Below are 25,022 nucleotides of genomic sequence, written 5' to 3' on the forward strand. Positions count from 1 at the left end.
ATGATCTTCTTAAGGGACGCACACGGCTTCATGGTCTTCAGCACACGTATCATCTCGCCGGCCTCGCCGCATCGTTTCAGACTAGTCTATGAAACCATGAACACCAAGATACTGGCACTCATACTCGGCGCGACGTCGCTGGTCCTCGGCGTCGCGGGACATGCAATCCCCGCAGGCGTGTTCGGCCTCGCCGGAGTCATATTCGCCCTACCGGGAGGAAACCACAATGACGATTGAATACCTCGGCGTCAAGCAGGTCGCCGAACGCCTCGGCATCACGCAAGGCGCGCTCCTCAGCCTCAAGCTGCCCGAACCCGACGTGAGAATCGGCAAAACCCGCGGCTGGTCAACCGACACCATCGACCGATGGAACACCGCCCGCCCCGGGCGAGGCGTCGGCGGCGGGCGCCCCCGCAAACACAAAGCCGAAGACTAGACCAAGACGGCGCTCGCCGACATGTCCCATGCCGACGGGCGCCGTCTTGTGTGTGGGGCTTCGGGGCGGATTCGAACCCCCGACCGATGAATGCTCTTGCCGCTGAACTACTGAGGCCGTGGCGGGAGGACATGATATGCATCCAGCATGTACTTGGCTGCGCCCGATCGGCGACCCTCCCATAAAGTCGGTGGATACGAGGAAACCCGGAACCTGTTTGGTTTTCCGGGTTTCTCACAATACTGCTTATAGCATTAAGCCACGATGCGGCGTCAGCCTGCTGCCGCTTGGGTTTTGGTTTTCAGGCGGCTTGTATGCTGATCCGGCCGCCGAGTGCGTGGATGACCTTGAGGATGGTCTGGAAGCTGGGGTTGCCGTCCTTGCTCAGGCTTTTGTAGAGGCTTTCGCGGCCGACGCCTGCTTCTTTGGCGATCTGCCCCATGCCGCGGGCTTTGGCGACGTCGCCGATGGCGGCCTGCATGAGCGCGGGGTCGCCTGTTTCGGCTGCGGCGTCGAGGTAGTCGATGATATCCTGTTCTGTCTTGAGGTATTCGCTGGCGTCCCATGTTTTGACGTTTACCATTTGTGTTCCTCCTTGAGTTGGCTGAGCAGGTCGTGGGCGTGGTTGATGTCGGCTTGTTGCCCTCGTTTGGTGCCGCCTGCGAGCAGCAGCATGAGGATGTCGCCTTTCTGGACGAAGTAGACGCGGTATCCGGGTCCGAAGTGGAATCGGAGTTCCGCGACGCTTTTGCCGACGGAGTTGATGTCGCCGACTGGTTTGCCGGCGAGGTCGCATTGTCGGATGCGGGAGATGATTCGGGCTCGGTCCTTGCTGTTCTTCAGCTGGTCGAGCCATTCGTCGAATTCTTCCGTGGTGTCTATCCTCATAGCAATACTGTATCCCATAAAATACAATATGTAAACTCTGGGATACAACGTGCGTTGCCTCCGTCACTTCGCGCATGCTGAACTCCCAGTATCCAGGCGCGCGGGCACGTGCACGCCCTTGCTGATGTAGGTGCGGTTGCCGAGCACGGTGCTCACGTCGGATTCTCCCGTGAAGCCGAGGAACAGGGGGCGTCCGTTGTTGTCGGTCGCCTGGCGCAGGATGCTGCGGCCCTGCGGGCTCAAGGCCCAGCCGTCGACGGTGCCGTTTGTGGGGGCGGGGATGCCCGACGTGGCGGTCTTCGACTCCACGTATGCGCTGATGGCCTTCGCATGCGCCTGCATCGCTTCGAGGCTTGTGTTTTGTCAAGTTGTGGTAGGCCGTTTCGGCGTTTCTTTTGGCCCACTTTCTATTGAACAGACACAGAGGCTGTCGCCGACGATGAGGTTGGCGGGCAGTCCGGTCTCCTCGGCGACCTGTGAACGCCATTCGTTGGTCTGTTTCTCGGCCTTCAGCGCGTCGAGTTCCTTCTGGAGCTTCGCGGTCCTGGCTTCGGCCCTCTGTGTTTCGGACATCTGGCTTTCCTTGAGCTGTTGCAGTTCGTCGGCGGCGGCCTTGTTGTCCTTGGCGCGTTTCTCCCACTCGCGCGAGTGGGATACGGCCTCGCGGTACTTCGCCTCCCAATCCGTGGGACTCGGTTCGCCGTGCGGCTCGCCCGCGTCCTGCGGCTGGATGGTGGTGTCGGCTTCCTCGGCCATGAGATTCCTCCTATGGATGTTGATGTGGGGCCCGTTCCGGGCATAAAAAAACCACCCGTGCGGGTGGCTATGAACAAAAATGGTTATGGCTAGTAGATGTCGTCGGGGTCCAATTCATACGAGGGTGGTTGAACCGTTTTCCCGGAGATCAATGCGTTTATCGCTTTTTGGCGGAAATCGGGGTCTTCTTCACAACCTGCGTAGATTTTGATCGTGAGCCCGTATGGGTTGCAGGGGTACCACTCTCCGAATCGCTCCATATAGAGTTCCGACAGCTTGTCGTTGCCGCATGTTTCGAGATATGCCCTATCGTATTCAGGATTTGCCATTGGGTGCCTCCTCGATCATGCGATTGAAGATATCAGATGATTCTGGGAAGTATCTCCGCAGCAGTTCCCATGCCTTCGGGTTGGTAATCTGGGTCTCGAGCATCTCGGCGAATGCTTCTCTGGCTTGCAGGACTCCTTTGGGGGCTTGGGCGAAATACTTGCCGGGGTGACCGGCCTGCCCATAGCGTTCATAGTAGGTGTCGGAGAGAGCCGTATTGACTGATTGGAGTGAGGCGATCATCATGTCGTGGAGGTTGAGGCTGTCGTCGCCTCCGATGTCCCAGAATTCCTTGGCGATGGATTCCATCGCTTTCGGGAAGCGTTCCGGATAGCTGTCGGCCTCGACTGTCTCCACTCTACGATAGAAGAGTGAGGTGCCTTCGTCGGCAAGCGTCTTAGGGAAGATACCGCCTCCGTATGTCACGGAATAGCCAGACGACCCGTCGCCGAGGAGATCGTCGAGCATGTGCGCGCTTTCATGGATGAACACCCCATATGGTCCGTGCCCTCTGGAGGATTCGCCGACCGAATCGACATCGATGAAGATGCCCCCCTTGGCTTTGTTGTAATGTGCGCGTCCGCCTTTCTTCAGTATCGAGCTTTTAATTACGTATCGGTCCGAATACTGGGCCCATAGTTTCACGGTCGCCTGATATGCGGAGTTCTTCAGGATACTGTCCAAGGTCTTTGCCGCATCATCGCCGAGCGTCTCCTTCGCCCCGCCATCCTTGATTAGGAAATCGGGGGCTTTGAGGATCAGGTCGGTGTATTCGTCGGGGTGGAGGTGTCGCATGAGGTAGGTGATGGAGTTGACGTTGTTGGGGTCCTCGGGCCCGTACCATGATTTCTTGTGCTTCGGCTCCAAGTATGGTTTGACTTTGAGCAGCCCGGCCTTGAGCTCGTCGGGGACGGTGCCGTCCTCGAGCATGCGGCGCGCCTCCATGTACCGTTTCTCGAACCGGGAGTCGTCGTATCCCTGCACCTTGGGGTTGTTCTTGTCCCAGCTGGGGATGGTTTCGCAGTCGCAGTCGGGGTGGTATTTGCGCATGGCGCCGGCGGCTTCGGCGCTCGTGTAGACGAAGCCGCGGCCGGCGAGCATCGCGCAGAACGCGCATGTCTTCGCGCCCTGCGGCACGCGCGCGTACCGGGGTTTTCTCGGGTCTCTTTCCGTGGCCTTCTCGATGGCGCCGCGGCCGCCGGCCTTGACCCATTTGTCCATGTTCGCGAGCAGGCCTCTGAGCATGGCGTCCGGGTCGGCGGGCGTGCCGTCCTCGCCGTCCCACAAATGGCCGGCGAGGCGGCGTATGGTCTCCTGGATGGCCTTGTCGTCGGGCTCGTAGGTGGTGTCGATGTCCGTCTGGTCCTTGAACCATTTGGCGCGCATTTGTTCGTACCATTCGCCGGCGGCCACGCTGCCCATGTTGCCGTATTTGGCGGCGATGGCGGGCACGAGGTCCAGGAGCGCGTCGCGTTGTTCGCCGGCGGTGTCGAACATGTTGTACACCGTCGTGAACGTCCGGCGCAGCTCACGCCGCGCCTGCGCCACCGCCGACTGCTGCGCCTTGGCCAGCCGTTCCACGTCCGCTCGCTGCGGTGTCCGGCTGCTGTTGTCCGCCATCGTCGCCTCCCGTCACCGCCCGGTTCGCGGGCTGCTGTTTCGCGTCCATGTTGACGAGCCTGTCGAGCACGGCGGCCGCGTTCTGTTTGTTCTTGTCCGACATGAGGCGGGTGATGTCCGTGTCCGTGTAGCCGAGCTGTTCGAGGATGACGCGGCTGTTCGCGAGCCATGGGATGGCCTGCACCTGCTTCAATACGGCGTCGGCCATCGCGGCCTGCGAGGGGCGCTCCGGGTTGCGCCAGTTGACCTTCAGGTTGCGCAATGCCTCGTCGCCGGGGTCGGCGCCGTTGAGGACGGCCATGTCGCGCGCGGCCTTGCGCAGTTGGCCGCCGAACGCGTCGCACGTGTTCCTCGCCTCGATGACCAGCTCCGTCTCCGAGGCGGCTATCGCGTCCGCGCTGGAGGGTCCGGAGTCGGTCATGACGCCCAATTGGGCCATGGGCACGCCGGTCGCGCCGCTGAACCTGCCGGCCAGGGCGCGCAGCATGTCGGAGTGGGGTTGCATGGTCATCTGCGAGAACTGGCCGACTGTGGGCAGTTGGCCGTTCTCGTCACGGCTGATGGTGAGCATCTTCGACAGCGACGCCTGCCAGCCGGTCAGGGTTTTGCCGTCCACTCCGGTGGGAGGGTCGGCGCCGAGCAGATAGCGTTGCGGGCTCGAATAGAACTCCGCGCTGACCTCCATGCGCAGCATGGTGCGCACGGCCGTGTCCGTCAGGCTCATGACCTCCCGGTTGATGCGGGAGCGTCCGAACGGCCGGTGCAGGTCCTGATGGTAGGGCAGCACGTACACGGGCACATGGTCCATGTGCGTCTCCTGCGGCTCGTCGGCCACGTATCGGCCGTCGGGGAGCCGGTGGACGCTGACCGTGAAGCCGGGCTCATAGAGCATGAGCTCGGAGGGGACGATGGCGTTCATGCCGGCGAACGATTCGCGGTCGATGTCGATGATGGTCATCGTGGCCGTCAACCCGTGGCGCGCCCAGCTCCACAGACCGGTCGCGTACAGTGCGGAATGGAACGACACCGCGACCGGCGAGTCCACGCCGTCCTGTGGCGTCGAGGAGCGGACCGAAAGGAACGAGCACGAGTGGGTCAAGCCTGAGCGCACCGCCTGCGGCAGCATGCCGGCGAAGTCGTTCGCCCGCAGGATTGAATCCAACCCGAGCGGGTCGACGTCGTCGCCGGTGGTGACGAAACCGTCGAAGCGGACGCGGTTGGCGAGCACGTCCACGGCCTTGGCGGGCCATCCGACGACCTCGGCGAGTTTCGCGCTTTCCATGCTGTCGGGTACGGCGATGCCGAGGTTCTTGACACGGTTGCGCCCGTCGTAGTAGGTCGAGCGCAGCTGGTTGCGGTCGACCTTCCGCGACCATTGGAGGACCATGGACGCCCAATCATCCCGGAACTCCGGCGGAAGGCCGTCCACGCCGGCCATCGCCTGCCACAGCTGGGGGACTGGTTCGCTCATAGTGCCACCGCCTTCGGTCTGCGTCCGGGATGTCGTTTGCTGGTGTATGCGCCGTGCAGGGCGAGCGTGGCGGCCTGCAGGGGGCTGATGTCGATGTCCGCGCCCTTCTTGTTCCATGCCATCGCGCCGTTGGGGCCCAGGGGGCGGAGGGTCGCGTTCAGGGCGGCCGTGTTCAGTTGGGGCTGCCGGTCGGCGGACAGGTGCTGGAGGGTGCCGGCGTGGATCATGTCGAGCGTCCTTCCGGTGGCGGCGCCGAGGTCGCGCGTCTGCGTGACCGTGACGCGGACATGCCGTTTCTCGAGGTCGGGGACGAGGCTCATGGCCGGCGACTGCGCGTCCACCACGACCGCGCAGGTCTTCGGCCAGCGTCCGGCGAGCCAGTCGACGGCCCATGCGACGCCCTCGCGGCGCGCGTCCCGGTATTCCTGCAGGTTCACGAACGCGGTATCGTCCCCGTGCCTGACGGCGGCGGCGACGGCCAGCGCCGACCTGTCCGGGGGCATGTCCAGCCCGTAGGCGACGCGCCCCTCCAAATCGGGGACGTCGACGGCGCCGGCCGCCCACTGCTTCGGGTCGATGGCGCTCAGGGTGGTGTCCTCGTCCCAGATGCCCAACGCCTCGCGGCGGAAGTTGTCCACGCCGCCCAACGATTGGCGCATGCGCTGGATGGCCTTCGCGCTGGTGCGCTTCGGATACGAGGGGTTCGCCTTCGCCCACTGGGCGTGGTCGTCGGGGTCGGCGTCGCGGTCGGCGCTGAACTCGACGTACAGCATGCCGTCGGTCTTGGCGAGCCCGTCGGCGCGCTTCTGGGCGAATTGTTCGGACGGGTCGCCCGGCTGCGGGGGAGTGCCCATCATCACGAGCAGCGGGTTCGGCGACACGTTCATGGCGGGCACCATGTCGTTCAACGCCTTCACCGTCAGGATCTGCGCCTCGTCGAAGATTTCCATGTCGACCGCGTCGAAGCCGCGGCCGAAGCCCTGCTCGCGCGCGCCGAACATGATACGCGAACCGTTGCGGAACGCGATCTCCTGCTGGCCGTTCGCACGGCGGACATGGTCCACGTACCGGGCCATCATTTTGTCGCGGGCGAAACCGCACATCGTCTGGAACGTCTCGCACGCAGGTGAACCGCACCTACGTCGCCGACCGGCTGCTCGACAAGCTCGCCGAATCCGAGAAGAAGGGCACCCCGAAGCAGCTGAGCCGTGAATGCGCCAAGGCCGGCATCCGCTTGCCCGTCGCGACCATCCGCACATGGATCCACCAGAAACGCCTCACGCCCGACCAACACGGCCATGTCACGCTCAGCGGCATCGTGCCGTTGCTGCGTCGAAGAGCCGGCTGAAACGACGAGACGGCCCCGTTCTCCACGATGGGAGAGCGGGGCCGTGGCGTTTTTCGCGTGTCGGTCAGTCGCCGACCTCGGCGCTGATCTTGCCGGCGATGTACCGGTATTCCTGCGTGAGGCCGCCGAAGCCCCATGAGTCGGGTCGTACGTCCTGCACCACGACGTAGCTGGCCTCGGACACTTCGCCGAGGATGGCCTTCATGCCGTCGAACGTGCACTGGACGAACAGGGCCTTGTCGTTCTTCGTGTTGGTGTCCTCGGTGATCTTGATCTCCACGTAGAACGTGGCCTCATGCCATTGTTCGGCGGACTCGCCGCCGACGAACCAGTGGGCGGGGTTTGCGAAGTCCACGTCCACGGACACCACGTCGCGCTGCTTGCCGAGCGTGTCTACAGCCAGATCGGTGAGCAGCTGCGCGACCCGTGCGGCCGTCTGCGATGATTCGTCGCCCGCGATGCGGGCCCTGATGTACGGCATGACCGTCTCCTTCGGTAGGGGATATCATTCCCTGCGGATTATACGGAGCAGGTCGCGACGGTACCCCTCGACAAAAACCGCGTGAAGAAACCGTGAGGTAAGGTATGCGTCGGATAAATGCAAGACGCGAAGCCCTTGAGCGACACGCCGGCAATATGAGGCGTGTCATGGGGGCATCGTGTCTGGTCGTGTCTGAAAATCGTGTCTGAGGCGGATAAAAAGAGGGAAGAAGAGAGAAACGAAAAAGCCCGGAATCGTTGAGATTCCGGGCTTTCTGGTCGGACCAGCGGGATTTGAACCCGCGACCCCTTGACCCCCAGTCAAGTGCGCTACCAAACTGCGCTATGGTCCGATGATCGCTGCGCCCCAACGCGCAACAATGGAATAATCTACCAGATGTATCGGGAAACGCAAATCGGCGTGTTTCGCATCTTGCCCATGCTCCGGATAGTGTGTCACATGCTTCTGCGCAGGTCGTCGTCCATCGGGTTTTCGTCTGCCGCCAACCGCGACATCGGCGGCAGACATGGAGCGGCATCCCTGCGTACCGGCATCGTCAAAGAACGACGGAGACCAGCAGGCACACCAACGTAATCGCCGGGAGCAGGAACTGTTTGATCGCGGCGCCGCGTTTGTCCGGACTTCCGGTGAGCAGCACCAAAGCGGCAAGCGCCATGGATGCCGTTCCCGCGGCCATCAGCGTCGCGCCGACTGCATGTTGTCCGGTGAGGACGAGCGCCGCGCCGCCCAATGCCATGAGCCCGAGGAACAGGTTGTAGAAGCCTTGGTTGTAGGCCATCTCCTTTGTGGCTTGGGCTTCCTGGGGCGATCGGATGGAGAAGGTCTTCATCGTCTTCGGGTCGGTCCAGCGGAACGATTCCAGAATGAATATCAGGACATGAAGCAATCCCGCCAGAATCGCGAACACACATGATGCCGTAAGCATTCGTATCTTCCCTTCGATGCGCGGATGGACACTGTACGGTTGAGAGACTACCACCGGTGTCGGTTCCGGCGTCCATGCCGGTCTTCCGCGGATTGGGGAGTCCGCGTCTTAAATGGCTGCATCAGTCGGCGAGACGTACGAGTTCGCTGGCTACCATGCAGAGGGTGTCGTCGGTCAGGATGCCGTCGACGGACCGCCGGTCGAACAGTTCATCCACCCATGCCCGATAGGCGGCATATCCTTCCTCGTCCGGCAGCGGACTGTGCGAGTGCGAGTCCATGTACGCACGCCATGTGTCACGTGTGTAGCGGATGGGATTAAGGAACGAGCGCACCGTGGGTTGGCGGAAGAATGCCGCTTTCGTGTCTTCGAAATGACGGATGCTTCCCGTGATGACGTCACCATGGCCGTCGCGTCGGTCGGCCCGCATCGCCGAGTCGAAGGAGGTGACGTTGTACAGCGAGACCAGCAGGTATCGTCCGTCGCGTGCGATGCGACGACATTCGGCGGCGAAGGTTTCGGGATCGAACCAGTGAAGCGCTTGCGCGACAACGACCACGTCCACGCTTCCGTCCAGCAGACCGGTGACGTCCGCCGTGCCGGCGACGACCGTCACGTCGGCGAGGCCGCGTGTGCGGGAGGTCAGTTCATGCCGCATGTCGGCATCCGGTTCGACGGCGTATACGGGCACGCCGAGTCCGGCCAGTGCGATGGTGAGTTTGCCCGTGCCGGCACCGATGTCCGCGATGGAGGGGACGTCGGCCTCCGGTTCGATCGTATGGCGGATCAGTTCCCCGACGTATCGGATTGCTTCGGCGGGATACCCCGGCCTGCCTTCCGCGTATGCCTGCGCCTTTCCTTGGAATCTCGTATGCCCCATGGCCCCCAGCATAGGCATCCCGGCTGTCGTTCCCGCAATGAAACAGTCGAGAGATGCCAAAACTGGAGCAACAATGCTCGACATGTTGTCGATTTGATTCAACGATACAGAATGAACACCATGTTGAGCATCGCTGGCGTACGGCTTCGCGGAGGCGCCAAGCGTTCGAGACATCGGAATCGGCGTTCTTCGTGAGGACACATCGGCGGCCGGTGAACATCGATGCCTGAACGAGTCGTGTGGAGTCAGTGGGCAGCATCGACGGGCCATTCACCAACTTTTCACCCTGCATGTACCTCGGTTGCGGGGTGTCCGTGGAATATCCGTTAGACTTGGCACCAGTCCGCAACGCAGGAACGCCGCCGCAACGGCCCGTCCCGAATGTAAGGAGCAGTATGTCCGACGTGTTCGACCAGTCCGCCGCGAAGATGCGAGACCATGGCATGAGCGAGGTGGCCATCAGCCAGTTCAGGCGTCTGTATGACGTGTGGCGCAACGAGGAGGCCTCCAGCTGGATCCGCGAATCCGATGTGGAGCCGCTTACCGGAGTCCCGAGCTTCCATGACGTCTACAAGACCATCGACCACGACAAGGCCGTGAACGCGTTCGCCAAGACCGCGTTCCTCAAGCTTAACGGCGGTCTCGGCACGTCCATGGGCCTCGACTGCGCAAAGTCGCTGCTCCCGGTGCGACGTCACAAGGCGAAGCAGATGCGCTTCATCGATATCATTCTCGGCCAGGTCATCACCGCGCGCACACGGCTCGGCGTGGACCTGCCGCTGACATTGATGAACTCCTTCCGCACCTCGAAGGACACCATGAAGGTGCTCGCCCACAACCGGAAGTTCCATCAGGAGACCATTCCCACCGAGATCATCCAACACGTGGAGCCGAAGATCGACCTCGCCACGGGAGCGCCGGTCTCCTTCCCGGAGAACCCCGATCTGGAATGGTGCCCGCCCGGACACGGCGACCTGTTCTCCACCATCTGGGAATCCGGTCTGCTGGACAAGCTAGAGGAGAACGGTTTCGAATACCTGTTCATCTCCAACTCGGACAACCTCGGCGCGCGCCCCTCGCGCACGCTGGCGCAGCATTTCGAGAACACAGGCGCCCCGTTCATGGTGGAGGTCGCCACGCGTACGTACGCCGACCGCAAAGGCGGCCACATCGTGCGCGACGCGAAGAGCGGCCGTCTCATCCTGCGTGAGATGAGCCAGGTGCATCCCGACGACAAGGCCGATGCCCAGAACATCGACAAGCACCCGTATTTCAACACGAACTCCATCTGGGTGCGAGTCGACGCGTTGAAGGCGAAGCTCGCCGAGTATGACGGCGTGCTTCCGTTGCCTGTAATCCGCAACCACAAGACCGTGGACCCCACCGATCCGAAGTCCACGCCGGTGCTGCAGCTGGAGACCGCGATGGGCGCTGCAATCGCCCTGTTCGAAGGGGCCATCTGCGTGCAGGTGGACCGCATGCGGTTCCTGCCGGTCAAGACCACCGACGATTTGTTCATCATGCGGTCAGATCGCTTCCATCTGACGGACACCTATGAGATGGAGGACGGCAACTACATCTTCCCGAACGTGAACCTTGACCCCAGGTACTACAAGAACATCCACGACTTCGACGAACGCTTCCCCTACAGCGTCCCCTCGCTCGCGGCCGCCAATTCCGTGACCATCAACGGCGACTGGACATTCGGACGCGACGTCGTCATGTTCTCCGACGCGAAGCTCGAGGACGAGGGCGAACCGCGATATGTGCCGAACGGGGAATATGTGGGACCACAGGGCGTCGAACCCGATAATTGGATCTGACACGCCACTCGGACGTTCATTTTTCGCAAAATGACGCCCGTTGCGGAAAAAACACCGTAATATAGATGGAGGCATGCGCTTCAGGGCGCACGTGTAACACACCTTAACGATACGTGAGGACTAATGGCAGAAGGTAGCACCGGAAGGCGGCGGTTTTCGGACAAGTGGGGCAAGCATGAGCTCGATGTGCTGGCCGTGCTGTCATCCGCGTTCCCGCAGTGGCTCACCTCCCGTCAGATCGCACAACGGGTGAAGGCATACGCCGACTCCTACGGGGAATTGGCCGATCAGGCCGCCAAGGCCGCGTTCGCCAAGCAGTTCCAACGCGACCGCGCCAAGCTGGCCGCGATGGGTATCGCCATCGAATCGCGCCAACCCGAATACTCGTCCAAGTCCGAGGGACAGGACTTCGCCTCCTACCGTCTGCAGCTCGGCGACGAACCTCGCGTGCGTCTGCGTTTCGAGCCGGAGGACATGTCCGTCCTGGCCGCCGCGAACTATCTCGCCCGTTCCATGTCCATGTCGAGCGAACGTGAACAGAACGACGCGAACAGTCACGCCTCGCGTACGGCGCCCCGCGTACCCCAGACGCCCATCCCGGGCTTGGGGTTGGATTCCATCGCCCCCGGTCTGGGAACACAGACCATTCCGGACGCCTTGGTGAAGGTCATCGATTCCCGCCGGTTCGCCGCCACCATCGACGTGGATGGCGAACACATCAATGTGGCCTACACGGATTCCGATGATTTGGCCATGTACGTGCTGGAACATCCTGGTGCCTCCATCGTCAGTCCGCAGGAAGCCGCCGATGCGTTCCACCGGCGTCTTGTCGCCGCGGAGAACATCGCCTTGGCCGATAAGACGACCATCGAACAGGCGTCGGCGTTGACGGCCGGGCAGACGGTCGGGGACGCTCCCGACCCGGATGAGACCGAATCAGGTAAGCAGCACGGCAAGAAGTCGTCGTTCCAGACCGGCAGCGAAGTGGACCGTCGCCTGCGCCTCATGCTCTTCCTGTCCGCCCACCTCGGCGAGGAGTTCTCCCTCGAGGAGCTCGCCGTGCGCTTCATCGGCAAGACCCGCACCCCCGAGGAGCTGAAGAAGGCGGTGAACGTGATCCACAAGGACATCAACACGCTCACCACCGTGTCCGACGACGGCGAGATGGCGGGAAGCCAGTTCTTCGACATCGACTGGTCCCTGCTCGACGCCGAGGGCATCGTCTCGGCCACCAATTCGCTCGGACTGGAACGCCTCGCCGGCATTTCGCCCCAGTATCTGAGCATGCTCACCGCGTCGGTGAGCTATCTGGCCCATTCGCCGCTGCTGCCCGACGCCCAGCGGGAGCGTGCGGAAAACCTGTACCATCGTCTGCACCAGCACGTCAAGCCGGGCCAGACCCCATGGCTGAGCCTCACCGGGTACGAGCTCGAACCGCATAACTTCGGCATCGTCAAAAGGGCCATCACGTCCAACTCCCTGCTTGACATGACCTATACGGACGGTGCCGGCAACAACCGTCGTCGTCTCGTCGCCCCTGTGAAGATTTACGTGGACGAAGGCGTGTACTACGTGGCCGTCTGGACCGACGTGGCGGCGGCCGCGCCCGAGGACAAGCAGGACGTCGTCCTGAAGAACCCGGCCATTAACAAAGCCAACGGCAAACCGCGTACCTGGCAGGTGCTTCGTATCGCGCGCATCGAACAGGCGAAGCTCGTCGAACCCACCACCAGCCTCGACATCCCGGACATGCCGCTGAGCGAACTGCGCAAATGGAGCTTCGACAACGGCACCGCCGCGATGTTCATCACCGACGCCAAGGGCACCTCCTTCGTTGAGAACCTGCCCGGCGCCAGCGTGGAACCTTGCGGTCAGGGGGAGAAGATCAATCTCATCGTCTCCTCCGACTCCTGGTTCGTTGCCTTCTGCATCGCTCATGCGCGGCACATCAAGGCCGTGGCACCGGAGACGCTACGCACCATGATCGTCGCGCGCGCGCAACGCGAGCTCAGCGTCGTGGGACGGAACGAGGACTGACCCGCGGTCGTCCGGCGCTACGGACGAGCCGACGGGATGCAATGGGAAAGGGGAGAGAACCTCATGCCTTGGTGGATCTGGCTATTGTTGACCCTGTTCATGATCGCCATGATTGTTCTCGGACTGGTCTATGCGTTCAGGCGTGCCGTCGCCGCGCTGCATACGGTGTCGGAGACGGGGAGCGCCATCGGCGAACGGTTCGCGGCCATGTCTGACATCGACGAAACGGAGGATGAGGCCGAAGCTCCCATCTTCACGCTGCCGCTGCGTGAAGCCGCGGCGCGATACGAACGTGCGCACACCGCCGTCATCGAACGCCGACAGGCCAAACGCGAGCGGCATGTGCGCGCATGGAAGCGTTGGAGGAACGCGTTATAACAGGCATGACACGTCGACACGACACCACGAACCAACAGACCACATCACCCGCGGCACGCTACGCGGCGTTCAGACAACGACAACGACAGGACGCCGGCGCGGCGGCACGGTTCGCGCGCACGCTGCCCTTCGACCTGGACGAATTCCAGATCAAGGCCAACAGGGCCCTCGAGGACGGCAAGAACGTGCTCGTCGCCGCCCCGACCGGCGCCGGCAAGACCGTCGTGGCCGATTTCGCCGTCTATCTGGCGCAGGAACGCAACGTCAAGGCGTTCTACACCACCCCCATCAAAGCGCTCAGCAATCAGAAATACCATGATCTGGTCGACCTGTACGGTCCCGACAAGGTAGGCCTGCTCACCGGCGACACCTCCATCAACTCGGAGGCAGACATCGTCGTGATGACCACCGAGGTGCTGCGCAACATGCTCTACGAGCGTTCCACCACGCTCGACGCGCTGCACTACGTGATTCTCGACGAGGTCCACTACCTCGCGGACCGGTTCCGCGGCCCCGTATGGGAGGAGGTGATCATCCACCTGCCGAGGCGTGTGCACATCGTGGCCCTGTCCGCCACCGTATCCAACGTGGAGGATTTCAGCCAGTGGATCTCCTCCGTACGCGGGGAGACCGAGCTCGTCGTGTCCGAACGGCGTCCGGTCCCGCTGGAACAGCACGTCATCGTCCAGAAGGACGAACGCACCGAACCCGAAATCATCGACCTGTACAGACGTGACGGCGACGGCGCCCAGACCACCAAACTCAACCCCCAGCTCGCCGACCGTCTGGATCAGTTCGACCGTCTCGCCGCACGGCGTCGGGGCGCGGACAAGCCACACGGCGGCGGACGCGGCCGTGAACGTGGGGGCAAGGGACGCGCCGCACGGAACGACCAGAACCGGAAGCCGGAACGGTACACGCCGCGTCGCTGGGCCGTCGTGGACGAACTCAACTACCTCGACATGCTTCCCGGCATCTACTTCATCTTCTCGCGCAACGGCTGCGACCAGGCAGTCGAGCAATGCATCAACGCAGGCCTCGAACTCACCACCGAACAGGAGGTGAAGCGCATCCGGCACATCGTCGACGAGATGGTCGAAGGACAGATGTCCTCCGAGGACCTCAAGGCGCTGGGATTCGCCCGGTTCCGCTTCGCGCTCGAGGAAGGGTTCGCCTCGCATCACGCCGGCATGATCGCCTTGTTCCGCCAAATCGTCGAACGGTTGTTCGAAGAGGGGCTCGTGAAGATGGTGTTCGCCACCGAGACCCTCGCACTCGGCATCAACATGCCGGCCCGATGCGTGGTGGTCGAAAAGCTGGAGAAATACGATGGCACCGGTCATGTGGCGTTGACGCCGGGGGAGTTCACCCAGCTGACCGGACGTGCGGGCCGCCGCGGCATCGACACCATAGGACACGCCATCGTGGTGGACCACCATGGGTTCGTGCCCGCCACCGCCGCGGCGTTGTCCAGCAAACGCGTCTATCCGCTGCACTCCAGCTTCAGGGCCACGTTCAACATGGCGGTGAACCTGCTCAACGCCAGCGACTACGAGACGTCACGCGTCACGCTCGACCATTCCTTCGCGCAATGGGAGGCCAACGCCTCCGCATGGCAGTTGGAATCCCGCATGGATACCCTGCGTCAGGCCATCGAAGGATATGAGAAGGCGTTCGCCTGCGATCATGGCGACTTCCGCGATTTCATGAGCCTGCGCATGCGTCTGAGTGATCTGGAGAAGACCGAACGCAACCGGCTCAAGCATACGGTCTTCCGTTCCGACCAGGAACGATCCGACGCGTTCCGCGACCTCGATCGGCGCATCGGCGAACTCCGCGCCAAGGACCGCGAGCATCCCTGCCGCGAATGCCCCGACCTGCAGCAGCATCTCAAATGGGGGCATCGGTGGGTTCGCGAAATGCGTGAACTGGGACGCGTGCAGGACCGATACGACTCCCGCACCGGATCCGTGGCCCGCCAGTTCGACCGCATCTGCGACGTGCTGGACACTCTCGGATACCTGGAACGTTCGGGAGAGAAGGACTACACGCTCACCGCGCACGGCCAGCTGCTACGACGACTCTATAGCGAACAGGACGTCGTCCTCGCGCAGGCGATTCTCACCGGCGCGCTGGACCTGCTGCCCCCGGCAGGTCTGGCCGCGGTGCTGTCCGGACTGGTCTACGAGGCGCGGCGCGGCGGCGGGGGAGAACCACGCTACTATCCCGGCACCGTCCATGGCCCCATCGCCGTGGCAGCCGGCGAGCTCAAGGCGATCAGGGCGCAGGTCAACGCACTGTGCGAAGACCATGGGCTTGATTCCCTACCCGACGTGGACTTCGGCATCCTCGACATCATGTACGAGTGGGCCGACGGCGACGATTTGGCAAGCGTACTGCATGGCACCGAGCTGACCGGCGGCGACTTCGTGCGCAACGCCAAGCGGCTCGCGGACATGCTGCAGCAGATCTCCGTGGCGGGGGAGTATCTCGGAAAGAACGGCGAATCGCTCGCCCGTCGGGCCAAACAAGCCGTCGAGATGGTCAACCGAGGCGTCGTTGCATACTCGGGTGTCGACTGACACACCATAGACGTATGTCAAGGACGTCGACGGCGGCACTTCGGACGCGGTGACGGGAATACGCCGCACGTCCGCGCTGTTTCGTAATGTTGAGTGGTCTTACAAGGAGGAACACGAATCATGGCAGAACGCAGTCTTCGAGGCATGAGCATCGGTGCGAAGTCGCTGGAATCCGATTCGAACGTCGACTTCGCCGCACGCGAGGAAGTCGCCTATGTCTGCCCGAACGGCCATCGCACCATCCTGCCGTTCGCGGAAGGTGCCGAGATCCCGGACGAGTGGGAGTGCCGTTGCGGTTCCACCGCCCATCGCGAAGGCGAGGACGCCTCGGCGAACGAAATCGCCAAGCCGACCCGCACCCACTGGGACATGCTGCTGGAACGCCGCAGCGAAGAAGAGCTCAAGGAGCTGCTCGACAAGCGTCTCAAGATGCATCGCGAAGGCTGGATTCCGGACTACGAATGACGGTCCGACGTGCCGTCCCTTCGGAAACATCCGATGGACGTACGGGTGAACGACACCTGAACTACATGCCCGGTCACTGCAACCGGGCATAATGTTTTCCGCAAACACAACGTAGCCCACAAACGACGGTCGCCGAACCGTCGCGAACAACAAGGGGAGAGCGAAACACATGGCCGAACATCCCAAGAAGGTGGTCCTGCTCGATCTGGACGGCACCCTCACCGATTCCGCACCCGGCATCATCCTCAGCGTGACGGAGACGTTCAAACACCTGGGCATGCCCGTGCCCGACGACGAGGAGCTCCACCGGTTCGTCGGCCCCGCCATCATCACCTCGCTCAAGCGCAACCACGTTCCCGCCGACCGCCTCGACGAGGCCGTCGACATCTACCGCGACTACTACGCCAACCGGAACGTGTTCGACGATCCGAACCATCCCGGCGAGAAAGTCGCCGGACGCTACGTCAACAGCGTGTTCGCCGGCATCGCCGAACAACTCGACGGGCTGCGCGCCGACGGATACTATCTGGCCGTGGCCACCTGCAAGCCCGAATACCAGGCCAAGCCGATCTGCAAACGGTTCGGCGTCACACCCATGGTGTCCGGCATCTACGGCGCGAGCAAGGATAATTCCCGTCTCGACAAGGACCAGGTGATTCGATACTGCTTCGAGCACATCGGCTTCGACGCCACGGCCGGAGACAAGGCGCTCATGGTCGGTGACCGTTGGACGGACGCCGACGGCGCGAAGGCCTGTGGACTCGATTGCCTCGGATGCGGCTGGGGCTACGCCGAACCCGGCGAACTCGAAGAGCACGGATGCTACCGCATCATCGAGCAGGTGTCCGAGCTCCGTGACGCGGTGAACGAGTACTTCCAGCGCTGACCGCGTCGACGGACAGCGGGTTGCGTCCATATGTTTAGTATGGACGCAACTTTCTCCGCGTTTGACCGATAAGGTACGTTATGTCAGATTAGTGGGAGTCGCTCAGCATCCTCCTTGCCTGCCGCGCCTCTCGATGCATACGCCATACATAATGCGCTATGCATACTCCCCATGCACGATGTACGTAACGCATCATTCCGCATTGCCGCGCGCAGCGCGCAACTCCTCGCTCTTCCACGCGCGGAACGCCTGCCAGTATAGACACAGCCATTGCAGGACGAGCATGACAAGCAGGAAGACGGCCGACGGCCATCCGTACCGATCGTAGAAATCGATCATGTCGGACGAGTACGCCCGAGCGTCCGCCCTGAAGGCGGCGACCAGAATATACGGCATCGCGCCAACGACCAACGACGTCACATGCGCGAACACGACAGGCCAGCTCACCCGTCGAACCTCACCGGTGTAGGGTCGGCCCAGCCGTCCACGAACCACGCACAGTCCGACGATGTTCAGCGACAGAACCACCGCGACGCACCACAACGCCGCAGGCATCAAATCGAACATAACGTAATCGTACCTTTCCTTACGAAACCACGCCTTACGAAACCGCGCCTACCGGATCGGCGTCCCCTTCCGGCGCGGACTCCCCAAAAGGGCCGATGCTCAGCCACGCCCTTCGGCCCGTCGCGCCTGCTGCACACGCAGCTTCCTGCGGAGCCGCTCCGCGGTCAGGTCGTCGATGGGCCGACCGGCGGACGCCTGTGCGGGGTGGAGCCTGAGGTCGACATAGTCCTCCCCCTCCAGCGTATCGTGGACCTGATGCCACAACGACCCCACGGAAATGGCGAACACGGCCTTGCCTGTCCGCAGCAGTTCGACCATCTCGTCGCTGGTGACGCATTCGTGGACGTGCTGGCCGTCACACATGATGGTCACATTCTCCAGCCGTCGCGTGGAACGCCGGCTGAGAAAACCGATGGCGGCCGTGACGTTCTGCAGGTTCACGCCGGCGTCCAGCAATCGTTTCGACACGGCCAGGATGAGCACATCCTTGAACGAATACAATCGGCGGGAACCGGAACCATGCGATGGCGTGATCGAAGGCTCGAGAATCTGTTTGCGGGCCCAGTAATCCAACTGACGATAGGTGATGCCGGCCACCTTCGAGGCGACCGTTCCACGATATCCCCTGCTGGTCTCATCCTCGTCGTCGACGGCGAACAACTCCCCCTGTACCGCGGATTCCGAGGTGTTCGGCTGGTCATCCGCCCACAGCGACAGATTCGGACGCATGCGTCCGTCATCAACGCCTACCATCATCCCCTCCTGTCCGCCTCTGTCCGTCATCCGCCGCATCCACCATGGCCTTGGACGCGCATACCGGCATGGATATGCGCAGGCCCGCGTACGGATTCGGGACCAAGCTTTGACGCCTCGTCATGTCCATACGCGGGCCTTCCTCCATCGGTCCCGTCGATTCAGGCAATCACGGCCGACTTGGTGAAGAACACGAGTCGGAATTTGCCGATCATGATCTCATCACCGTTCTTCAACGTTGCCTGGTCCACACGCTGACGGTTCACGTAGGTGCCGTTGAGCGACCCTGCGTCGACGACGGTGAACACTCCCCCGTTCCTGCGGAAGACGGCGTGGGAGCGGGATACGGTGGAGTCATCGAGCAGGATGTCGGCGCGCGGGTCTCGTCCCACGGTCACCTCGTCCTCGTCGAGCAGATACCGGGAGCCGCTCACAGCCCCTCTGGTGGAGATGAGCAAAGCCGTGCCTTCCGAAAGGCGCGCGATGGTGTCGAGGTCCTCCGTGGTCAGCGGACGGTCTCCGGTGGCGGTTACGGGAATGGTGATGGCGGGTAGGCCGATGATGGTCGTTTCGCCCGCGCTTGGAATCGGTTCAGTCATAACTCCTCATTCTACCGTCTATTCGACGGTCTTCGCGTATTGGTATGTGGTCGAGCCTCGTACGGCTTTGATGACGACGTCGTCGGACTGGGTGACGGTCACGCGTGAGCCATACATGACCTTCAGCCTGGAGCCGATGCCGCCTGCGATGTTCACCGCGTTCTGCAGGTCGTCGGGCTTGCCGATGGCGCGCACGACGTATGGGGTGTCGAGCGTGACGCCGTCGCACACCAGAGCGCCGTCCTGCTCGACGATGGACGTGGAGGTGACGACACGCACGTTGCCGATGGAGATCACTTCGGCGCCGGCGTTGCGCAGCTCCTCGATGAGGGTGAACAGGGTGGCCGCATCGATGTCCTGCTTGCTGCCTTTGGTGATGGTGATGACCACGCCCTGTCCTTGGGCCGGCAGACGTCCGGAGATGATGCCGCTGGTCTGCTCGTTCTGCTTGGCGATCTTCTCCGCTTGTTCGCGCTTGTCCGCTGCCGCTTTGAGGCTGGTCAGCTGGCTGGACAGCTCGTTCTTGCGCTGTTCGAGGTTCTGTGCCTGTGTGCTGGTCTCGTTGATGAGGCGGACGAGTTCGTCCTCGCTCATCGTCTCGTAGGTCGACTGCGTGTTGTTGATCTGCGTCATGTAGCCGAAGCCAAGCAGCGCACACATGGCCGCGACGAGGACGGAGGACATCAGCCGCGCGCGTAGACCGTTGCCGTTGAGATCCCGCTTGCCTTCCCTGCGTTTGGACACCTTGGGAAACGACCCCGTCTCCATGCGGTCGTTGCGTTCGTCCGTTTCGGCGCGTTCCCTCATGCGCTGGACGGTGTTGCCGCCCGTCGCCTGGTCATGCCTGCCGTGCTGCCTTCGTTCCATGGGTCAGCCTCGGAAGATGAATCGGCGGATGGCCGACACGTTCGAGAAGATGCGGATGCCGAGCACGACGATGACCGCGGTCTGCAGCTGGGACCCCACGCCGAGCTGGTTGCCGAGCAGGACGAGCAACGTGGCGGTGACCACGTTGGCGAAGAAGGAGATGATGAAGACGCGATCCGAGAACCGCCGCTCGAAATAGGCACGCGCCGCGCCGAGCAATGCGTCGAGCGCCGCCACCACCATGATCGGCAGATACGGCTGCACCCAGATGGGGATATCAGGTTGGACGAATATGCCGACCACCACACCGATGATCAGACCCAGCACTGCCGCCATCTATTCCGCCTTCCTCGCATAGTTGAGATCGCCGATCACGGCCGCCTCCAGTGTAAGCTCCTTCGATTGTCTGACCTGTAATGTGATGCCCGCGTCTTTGTAGGCATCGTAAAGACTGCCGAGCCGTCGTTCCCCGACGGACGCCGCAAGTCTCGCCCTGTTGCCGATCGCTTCGATTCTGTAGGGGCTTTCCGTTGCATCCAGACCGATGAGGATGGTACCTCCCGCGGTGCGGATCGAGGTCTGTACGCCGAGACGATGTCCGTTCACCGCTATGGCTTCGGCCCCGGCCTGCCACAGCAGGGAGACGAGCTGCTGAAGGTCGAGGTCGGTGACGACGCGCATGTGGTCTCCGGCGGTCTCGCGCGGTAGGGAGCCGGTGGATCCATCATTGGCGGCGGCCAGAGGATTGGCGACGGTGAGGACGATCCCCTCCCCTTTCACCGCGACCTGGCCGCTGGCCATTTCGTCGTTGAGCACGGTCTCGCTTGATTCGGTGACGTCGAGACGTTTCGATTGGCGTTCGATGCTTCCGCGCAGCTTGCTCACCTGATCGGTGAGCGTGGATACATTGGCCTGCGATGTCTCGAGTTCCGAAGCTAGGCTCTCACGGACCTGACGTCTCGGATCGGTATGCAGCTGCTGGACGAACAGACAGCCGAGGAAGCCGACGCCTATGCACACGACGAAGCAGATGATGCGGGTCAGCCATCTGGACAACGAGGACTGCCGATGCGTGCCGAGGTTCGCATCAAGATATATGGGGTCCATCGGACGGTTCGTCAGATCGTCGATGAGCCGAAGCGAATCATCCTGCCTGATGCGGGTGCGACGCTCACGCTCGCTCGTCATGGAGGAGGAATCCGGACTCCCGGCGTGTTGGGACAACAGCCCGCGGTATGACCGGGAGAACGCGGCCCTGCGCCGGTGGGAGGCGGTCCCGCCGACGTTTGACGGATATGACGCCGGCGACGGCTCGAATGGACTCATCGCCGGTCCTTGATGGGATGGAACTCCTGCCGCAGCACGGTGATGCCCTGGCGGAAGTAGATGTATCCCGCAAGCCAATACATGGCCACGCCCCATATGCTGGCCGCGACGGCGGCGAGATGCAGCAAGTGGAACAGTGAGCCGTCCCCCAGATCGGCGACGGTCAGTCCCACGATGGCCATCAGCAGCAGGGCTGTACCCGTTTTGCCGATGAAATGCACCGGCAGCGGCCCGTAACCGTATTGCGCCAGCCATAGCACCTGCACGGCCATTACGAGGTCACGCAGCCCGACCACGATCAGCATCCACCAGGGGATGATGCCGGCGACGCCGAGAGCGAGAATCGAGCAGAAGATGAGCAGCCGATCGGCCAGAGGGTCGAGGATCTGGCCGATCTTGCTGACCTGGTTGAGTTTTCTGGCGAGGATGCCGTCCACTCCGTCCGATGCGGAGGAGATGGCGAGCACGATGAGCGCGGGGACCATCCGGTGCTGCGCCATCAGCCATGCGATGAACGGTATGGAGATGATGCGCAGCAGACTGATGAGGTTGGGGACCGTCAGATAGATGTCCCTCGCCTCCGGACTGTACTTGGAGTTGCTATCGTGTGCGGTGGTCATGCTTCGGTTCAGTCTACATGCGGGAGGCCTGCAGCGCGGTGACGATGATGCCGCGCGCTCCCACCTCGTACAGTTTGTCCATGATCTGGTTGACCTGGGCCTTCGGCACCATGACGCGCACCGCGTTCCACTGCTTGTCATGCAGCGGCGAGATGGTGGGGCTTTCGAATCCGGGCGCCGCATCGACGGCGGCGGCCACCTTGGAGACAGGGATGTCATAGTCCATGAGCACATAGCGCTGCGCGGTGAGCACACCCTCGAGACGTCGGCTCAGCACGGTGAGCCGTTCGTCCTTCGGATCGAGCCTCGGGGAACGGATCAGGCACGCCTCGGAATGCATGATCGGATCGGCGAAGATGCGCAGGCCCGCATTGCGCAGCGTGGTGCCGGTGGACACCACGTCGGCGATGAGGTCGGCCACGCCGAGCTGCACCGAGGATTCGACCGCACCGTCCAGGTGGATGGTTTCGGCGTTGATGCCGTGGTCGGTCAGATAGTCGTGGACCAGCTTGTCGAACGAAGTGGCGACGCGCTTGCCGTCGATGTCCTCCAACTTGCTGAAGGAGGATTCGTTCGGCGCGGCGAAGCGGAATGTCGAGGCTCCGAAGCCGAGCGGCATATGCTCGAGGGCCTCGGTGCCGGAGTTCTTCAGCAGATCCTCGCCGGTGATGCCGCAGTCGATGGTGCCGCGTCCGACGTATACGGCGATGTCCAGCGGGCGCAGGTAGAACAGCTCGATGCCGTTGTCGGGGTCCTCCACGACAAGCTGGCGCGAGTTGGTGCGCAGACGGTACCCGGCCTCGGACAGCATGTTCCAAGCGGGCTCTGACAGCATGCCCTTGTTGGGCACGGCGATTCTCAGCATGGTTTTCCCCTTAGTTGTTTGCGAAGATCCGCATAATGATGGGTGGTGCGATGCGTGGACGCATGCCCGTGCATCGCACCACCCATCCCCTCACAGGTGCTTGTAGACGTCCTCGAGCGTGAGACCGTGCTTGATCATCATGACCTGCACGTGGTAGAGCAGCTGGCTCATCTCCTCGGCGGTGCGGTCCGCGCCCTCGTATTCGGCGGCGATCCATGTCTCGGAAGCCTCCTCGACGATCTTCTTGCCGATGAAGTGGGTGCCCTTGTCGAGCTCCTCGACGGTCAGGGATCCTTCCGGACGGGACTTGGCCTTCTCGCTCAGTTCGGCGAACAGCGATTCAAACGTCTTCATGATTCTGCGGGTGATGCTTTCTTTGGTTCGATGATGGTTGTCTGCCGTGGCGACGGGTCAGTCGCGGTATGCCGCGGCGGCCTTCTCACGGATGGAATCGATGGCGGCCGCACGGTCGTCCGCACCGTACACGGCGGAGCCGGCCACGAGCACGTCGGCTCCGGCCTCGGCCACGATGTGCGCGGTCTTCGGGCTCACGCCGCCGTCCACCTGAATCTTGGTGTCGAGGCCGCGGCGGGTGATCTCGTCACGCAGACGGCGGACCTTGGACATCTGGTTGTCGAGGAACTTCTGGCCGCCGAAGCCGGGCTCCACGGTCATGATGAGGATCATGTCGAACTCGTCGAGGATGTCGAAAATCGGCTCGACCGGTTCGGCGGGGCGCACAGCGAAGCAGGCCTTGCAGCCCATGTCGCGCAGCTGGCGGGCGAGACGGACCGGCGCGTGGGTGGCGCCCACGTGGAAGGACACGGAGGAGGCGCCGAGACGGGCGTACTCCGGGGCCCAACGGTCCGGGTCCTCGATCATGAGGTGCACATCGACCGGCAGGTCGGTGACTTCGCAGATGCGCTTGACGATGGGCTCGCCGAGCGTCAGGTTCGGCACGAAGTGGTGATCCATCACGTCGACGTGGACGAGGTCGGCGTTGGCGATGGCCTTGAGGTCGCGTTCGAGGTTGCAGAAGTCGGCGGACAGGATGCTGGGGGCGATTTCAATCTTCTTCATGGTTTCCTACCTTAATGGTGAATTGGGACTATGGGGAGGTCCGGGCGTCGCGGCGATGCGCCGTTCAGCCGTTGTTCCTCCGACGTTCCTCTTCGAGATGCTGACGTTCAAGTTCGTCGGCAGTGACGGCGGAGAGCCGTTCGGCCAGGGACGCCGTATCCTGCCCGACGCGGTGGAGCGTCACGAACAGGATGCAACCGCCGATGAACACGAGGATGGCGGTCCACACGTTGGTGCGGACGCCCAGAATCACGCTGGAGTAGTTGATGCGGACGTTCTCGATCCAGCTGCGGCCCAGCCCGTACCACATCATGTACATGGCGAACTGCTGGCCGGCCTTGAGGCGGTCGGCGAGCTTGTGTCCGGCCCACACGATGAGCGCGGCGCCGATGAGGTTCCAGATCATCTCGTACAGGAACGTGGGGTGGAACAGCGTGCCGGTGGGGCATGCGGCACCTTGATAGCAGACCTCGGTACTGCCGATGGCATCCGAGGATCCGTTGAGCTTAAGCCCCCACGGAAGGGTGGTGGGCCAGCCGTACAACTCCTGGTTGAACCAGTTGCCGAGTCGTCCGATGGCCTGCGCTACGAGCAGACCCGGCGCCAGGCAGTCGGCGAGCAGCGCGAACGGATAACGGCGGTGGCGGCACCAGAGGAACGCGGCCAGCGCTCCCACGCCGATGCCGCCGAAGATAGCCATGCCGCCCTCCCAGACCTTGACGATGTCGGCGGGGTCGCCGTTCGGAGGGAAGTACATGTCCGGCGTGGTGAGCACGTGGTACAGTCGCGCGCCGACCAGTCCGCACGGCACGGCGACGAGCGTGGTGTCGAGCACCTGGTCGAAGGTCCCTCCCACGCGCCTCCATCTGCGGGTGAGGATCCAGACGGCGAAGCAGACGCCGATGAGGATGCAGACCGCGTACATGCGGATGGTGACGGGGCCGATCTGGAACTTGGAGAACGATGGTGAGGGGATGTATGCGAGATTCATGTCTTCATCCTATGCGGAAGGCCGTCCCGG

Annotated in this window: 30 protein-coding genes, 1 tRNA gene and 2 pseudogenes; 10 read left to right on the forward strand and 23 right to left on the reverse strand. The window is 62.7% G+C overall.

Translation table 11 applies throughout. The annotated features are described in order from the left end of the window. The first annotated feature begins 30 nt into the window (after window positions 1-30). Entirely contained in the window at window positions 31-237 is a 207-nt protein-coding gene (locus KIH78_RS00410) for a hypothetical protein (RefSeq protein WP_219130781.1), read from the forward strand. Next, window positions 227-436, forward strand: coding sequence for a hypothetical protein (locus KIH78_RS00415; protein WP_219130782.1), 210 nt, complete (start codon window positions 227-229; stop codon window positions 434-436). Before KIH78_RS00410 ends, KIH78_RS00415 begins: the two co-directional genes overlap by 11 nt. A 301-nt stretch (window positions 437-737) precedes the next feature. On the opposite strand, the gene KIH78_RS00420 is transcribed toward KIH78_RS00415, so the two are convergent. From KIH78_RS00420 to KIH78_RS00455, 8 genes are all read right to left on the reverse strand, one after another. Next, window positions 738-1,019 (reverse strand): addiction module antidote protein, encoded by a 282-nt coding sequence (locus KIH78_RS00420; protein WP_219130783.1) that lies wholly within the window; start codon window positions 1,017-1,019, stop codon window positions 738-740. After that, a complete protein-coding gene (locus tag KIH78_RS00425; protein ID WP_219130784.1) occupies window positions 1,013-1,324 on the reverse strand; it encodes a type II toxin-antitoxin system RelE/ParE family toxin in 312 nt (103 codons plus the stop codon). Before KIH78_RS00425 ends, KIH78_RS00420 begins: the two co-directional genes overlap by 7 nt. A 63-nt stretch (window positions 1,325-1,387) precedes the next feature. Continuing rightward, on the reverse strand, window positions 1,388-1,666 hold the full coding sequence (locus KIH78_RS00430; RefSeq protein WP_219130785.1) for a hypothetical protein: 279 nt from the start codon (window positions 1,664-1,666) through the stop codon (window positions 1,388-1,390). Window positions 1,667-1,687: 21 nt separating this feature from the next. Then, on the reverse strand, window positions 1,688-2,080 hold the full coding sequence (locus tag KIH78_RS00435; RefSeq protein WP_236034304.1) for a DUF4355 domain-containing protein: 393 nt from the start codon (window positions 2,078-2,080) through the stop codon (window positions 1,688-1,690). A gap of 89 nt (window positions 2,081-2,169) precedes the next feature. Next, window positions 2,170-2,409, reverse strand: coding sequence for a hypothetical protein (locus KIH78_RS00440; protein WP_219130786.1), 240 nt, complete (start codon window positions 2,407-2,409; stop codon window positions 2,170-2,172). Then, entirely contained in the window at window positions 2,396-4,027 is a 1,632-nt protein-coding gene (locus tag KIH78_RS00445; protein WP_219130787.1) for a VG15 protein, read from the reverse strand. Before KIH78_RS00445 ends, KIH78_RS00440 begins: the two co-directional genes overlap by 14 nt. Beyond that, window positions 3,936-5,498 (reverse strand): phage portal protein, encoded by a 1,563-nt coding sequence (locus KIH78_RS00450; protein ID WP_219130788.1) that lies wholly within the window; start codon window positions 5,496-5,498, stop codon window positions 3,936-3,938. Before KIH78_RS00450 ends, KIH78_RS00445 begins: the two co-directional genes overlap by 92 nt. After that, on the reverse strand, window positions 5,495-6,601 hold the full coding sequence (locus KIH78_RS00455) for a terminase (RefSeq protein WP_236034305.1): 1,107 nt from the start codon (window positions 6,599-6,601) through the stop codon (window positions 5,495-5,497). The genes KIH78_RS00450 and KIH78_RS00455 overlap by 4 nt, the downstream gene beginning before the upstream one ends. Window positions 6,602-6,624: 23 nt before the next feature. On the opposite strand from KIH78_RS00455, the gene KIH78_RS00460 reads away from it, so the two are divergent. After that, a complete protein-coding gene (locus KIH78_RS00460) occupies window positions 6,625-6,846 on the forward strand; it encodes a hypothetical protein (protein ID WP_219130789.1) in 222 nt (73 codons plus the stop codon). A 64-nt stretch (window positions 6,847-6,910) separates the two neighbouring features. Here the strand turns inward: KIH78_RS00460 and KIH78_RS00465 are convergent, their stop codons facing one another. From KIH78_RS00465 to KIH78_RS00480, 4 genes are all read right to left on the reverse strand, one after another. Continuing rightward, a complete protein-coding gene (locus KIH78_RS00465) occupies window positions 6,911-7,327 on the reverse strand; it encodes a tautomerase family protein (RefSeq protein ID WP_219130790.1) in 417 nt (138 codons plus the stop codon). A 275-nt stretch (window positions 7,328-7,602) separates the two neighbouring features. Continuing rightward, window positions 7,603-7,679: transfer RNA gene (locus tag KIH78_RS00470), tRNA-Pro, on the reverse strand. 204 nt (window positions 7,680-7,883) lie between these two features. After that, a complete protein-coding gene (locus KIH78_RS00475) occupies window positions 7,884-8,273 on the reverse strand; it encodes a DUF1304 domain-containing protein (RefSeq protein ID WP_219130791.1) in 390 nt (129 codons plus the stop codon). Window positions 8,274-8,394: 121 nt separating this feature from the next. Beyond that, on the reverse strand, window positions 8,395-9,171 hold the full coding sequence (locus tag KIH78_RS00480; RefSeq protein WP_219130792.1) for a class I SAM-dependent methyltransferase: 777 nt from the start codon (window positions 9,169-9,171) through the stop codon (window positions 8,395-8,397). A 377-nt stretch (window positions 9,172-9,548) separates the two neighbouring features. Between KIH78_RS00480 and KIH78_RS00485 the strand changes: the two genes are divergently transcribed. The 7 genes and pseudogenes from KIH78_RS00485 (at window position 9,549) to KIH78_RS00510 (ending at window position 17,324) form a co-directional block, all read left to right on the forward strand. Next, window positions 9,549-10,976, forward strand: coding sequence for a UTP--glucose-1-phosphate uridylyltransferase (locus KIH78_RS00485; protein WP_219130793.1), 1,428 nt, complete (start codon window positions 9,549-9,551; stop codon window positions 10,974-10,976). Window positions 10,977-11,099: 123 nt separating this feature from the next. After that, a pseudogene (locus tag KIH78_RS10825) lies at window positions 11,100-11,838 on the forward strand (helix-turn-helix transcriptional regulator); the annotation flags it as partial. 65 nt (window positions 11,839-11,903) lie between these two features. Further along, window positions 11,904-13,013 (forward strand): annotated as a pseudogene (locus tag KIH78_RS10830) (helix-turn-helix transcriptional regulator); the annotation flags it as partial. Window positions 13,014-13,076: 63 nt separating this feature from the next. Next, a complete protein-coding gene (locus tag KIH78_RS00495) occupies window positions 13,077-13,391 on the forward strand; it encodes a hypothetical protein (RefSeq protein ID WP_214313227.1) in 315 nt (104 codons plus the stop codon). 5 nt (window positions 13,392-13,396) lie between these two features. Beyond that, window positions 13,397-15,973 (forward strand): DEAD/DEAH box helicase, encoded by a 2,577-nt coding sequence (locus tag KIH78_RS00500; protein ID WP_219130795.1) that lies wholly within the window; start codon window positions 13,397-13,399, stop codon window positions 15,971-15,973. Between the two features lie 120 nt (window positions 15,974-16,093). Then, window positions 16,094-16,438: an RNA polymerase-binding protein RbpA gene (locus tag KIH78_RS00505; RefSeq protein ID WP_214313231.1), complete on the forward strand. Its 345-nt coding sequence runs from the start codon at window positions 16,094-16,096 to the stop codon at window positions 16,436-16,438. Between the two features lie 169 nt (window positions 16,439-16,607). Further along, window positions 16,608-17,324, forward strand: coding sequence for an HAD hydrolase-like protein (locus KIH78_RS00510; protein WP_214313238.1), 717 nt, complete (start codon window positions 16,608-16,610; stop codon window positions 17,322-17,324). Window positions 17,325-17,516: 192 nt separating this feature from the next. Here KIH78_RS00510 and KIH78_RS00515 read toward each other — a convergent pair whose 3' ends face one another. The 11 genes from KIH78_RS00515 to lgt form a co-directional block, all read right to left on the reverse strand. Next, window positions 17,517-17,891 (reverse strand): hypothetical protein, encoded by a 375-nt coding sequence (locus KIH78_RS00515; protein WP_214313239.1) that lies wholly within the window; start codon window positions 17,889-17,891, stop codon window positions 17,517-17,519. Window positions 17,892-17,990: 99 nt separating this feature from the next. Then, on the reverse strand, window positions 17,991-18,620 hold the full coding sequence (locus tag KIH78_RS00520) for a MerR family transcriptional regulator (RefSeq protein ID WP_219130987.1): 630 nt from the start codon (window positions 18,618-18,620) through the stop codon (window positions 17,991-17,993). A gap of 185 nt (window positions 18,621-18,805) precedes the next feature. Then, a complete protein-coding gene (locus tag KIH78_RS00525) occupies window positions 18,806-19,243 on the reverse strand; it encodes an FHA domain-containing protein (protein WP_214313243.1) in 438 nt (145 codons plus the stop codon). An 18-nt stretch (window positions 19,244-19,261) separates the two neighbouring features. Beyond that, window positions 19,262-20,110 (reverse strand): DUF881 domain-containing protein, encoded by an 849-nt coding sequence (locus tag KIH78_RS00530; protein ID WP_214313245.1) that lies wholly within the window; start codon window positions 20,108-20,110, stop codon window positions 19,262-19,264. Window positions 20,111-20,113: 3 nt separating this feature from the next. Then, window positions 20,114-20,446: a small basic family protein gene (locus KIH78_RS00535; RefSeq protein ID WP_214313247.1), complete on the reverse strand. Its 333-nt coding sequence runs from the start codon at window positions 20,444-20,446 to the stop codon at window positions 20,114-20,116. Beyond that, window positions 20,447-21,298 carry a DUF881 domain-containing protein gene (locus tag KIH78_RS00540; RefSeq protein ID WP_420830087.1) on the reverse strand — a complete coding sequence of 284 codons (852 nt, stop codon included), beginning with the start codon at window positions 21,296-21,298 and terminating at the stop codon, window positions 20,447-20,449. A gap of 134 nt (window positions 21,299-21,432) precedes the next feature. Next, entirely contained in the window at window positions 21,433-22,056 is a 624-nt protein-coding gene (locus KIH78_RS00545; protein WP_214313251.1) for a CDP-alcohol phosphatidyltransferase family protein, read from the reverse strand. A 13-nt stretch (window positions 22,057-22,069) separates the two neighbouring features. Beyond that, window positions 22,070-22,921 carry an ATP phosphoribosyltransferase gene (gene hisG / locus KIH78_RS00550; protein ID WP_214313253.1) on the reverse strand — a complete coding sequence of 284 codons (852 nt, stop codon included), beginning with the start codon at window positions 22,919-22,921 and terminating at the stop codon, window positions 22,070-22,072. 90 nt (window positions 22,922-23,011) lie between these two features. Continuing rightward, on the reverse strand, window positions 23,012-23,275 hold the full coding sequence (locus KIH78_RS00555) for a phosphoribosyl-ATP diphosphatase (protein ID WP_214313255.1): 264 nt from the start codon (window positions 23,273-23,275) through the stop codon (window positions 23,012-23,014). Between the two features lie 57 nt (window positions 23,276-23,332). Continuing rightward, a complete protein-coding gene (gene rpe, locus KIH78_RS00560; RefSeq protein WP_219130797.1) occupies window positions 23,333-24,001 on the reverse strand; it encodes a ribulose-phosphate 3-epimerase in 669 nt (222 codons plus the stop codon). 64 nt (window positions 24,002-24,065) lie between these two features. Continuing rightward, window positions 24,066-24,992, reverse strand: a complete 927-nt coding sequence (lgt, locus tag KIH78_RS00565; RefSeq protein WP_219130798.1) for a prolipoprotein diacylglyceryl transferase — start codon at window positions 24,990-24,992, stop codon at window positions 24,066-24,068. Window positions 24,993-25,022: the final 30 nt, after the last annotated feature.

Origin of the sequence: Bifidobacterium saguinibicoloris (genome assembly GCF_019331725.1) — a bacterium.
Classification (GTDB): Bacteria; Actinomycetota; Actinomycetes; order Actinomycetales; family Bifidobacteriaceae; genus Bifidobacterium; species Bifidobacterium saguinibicoloris.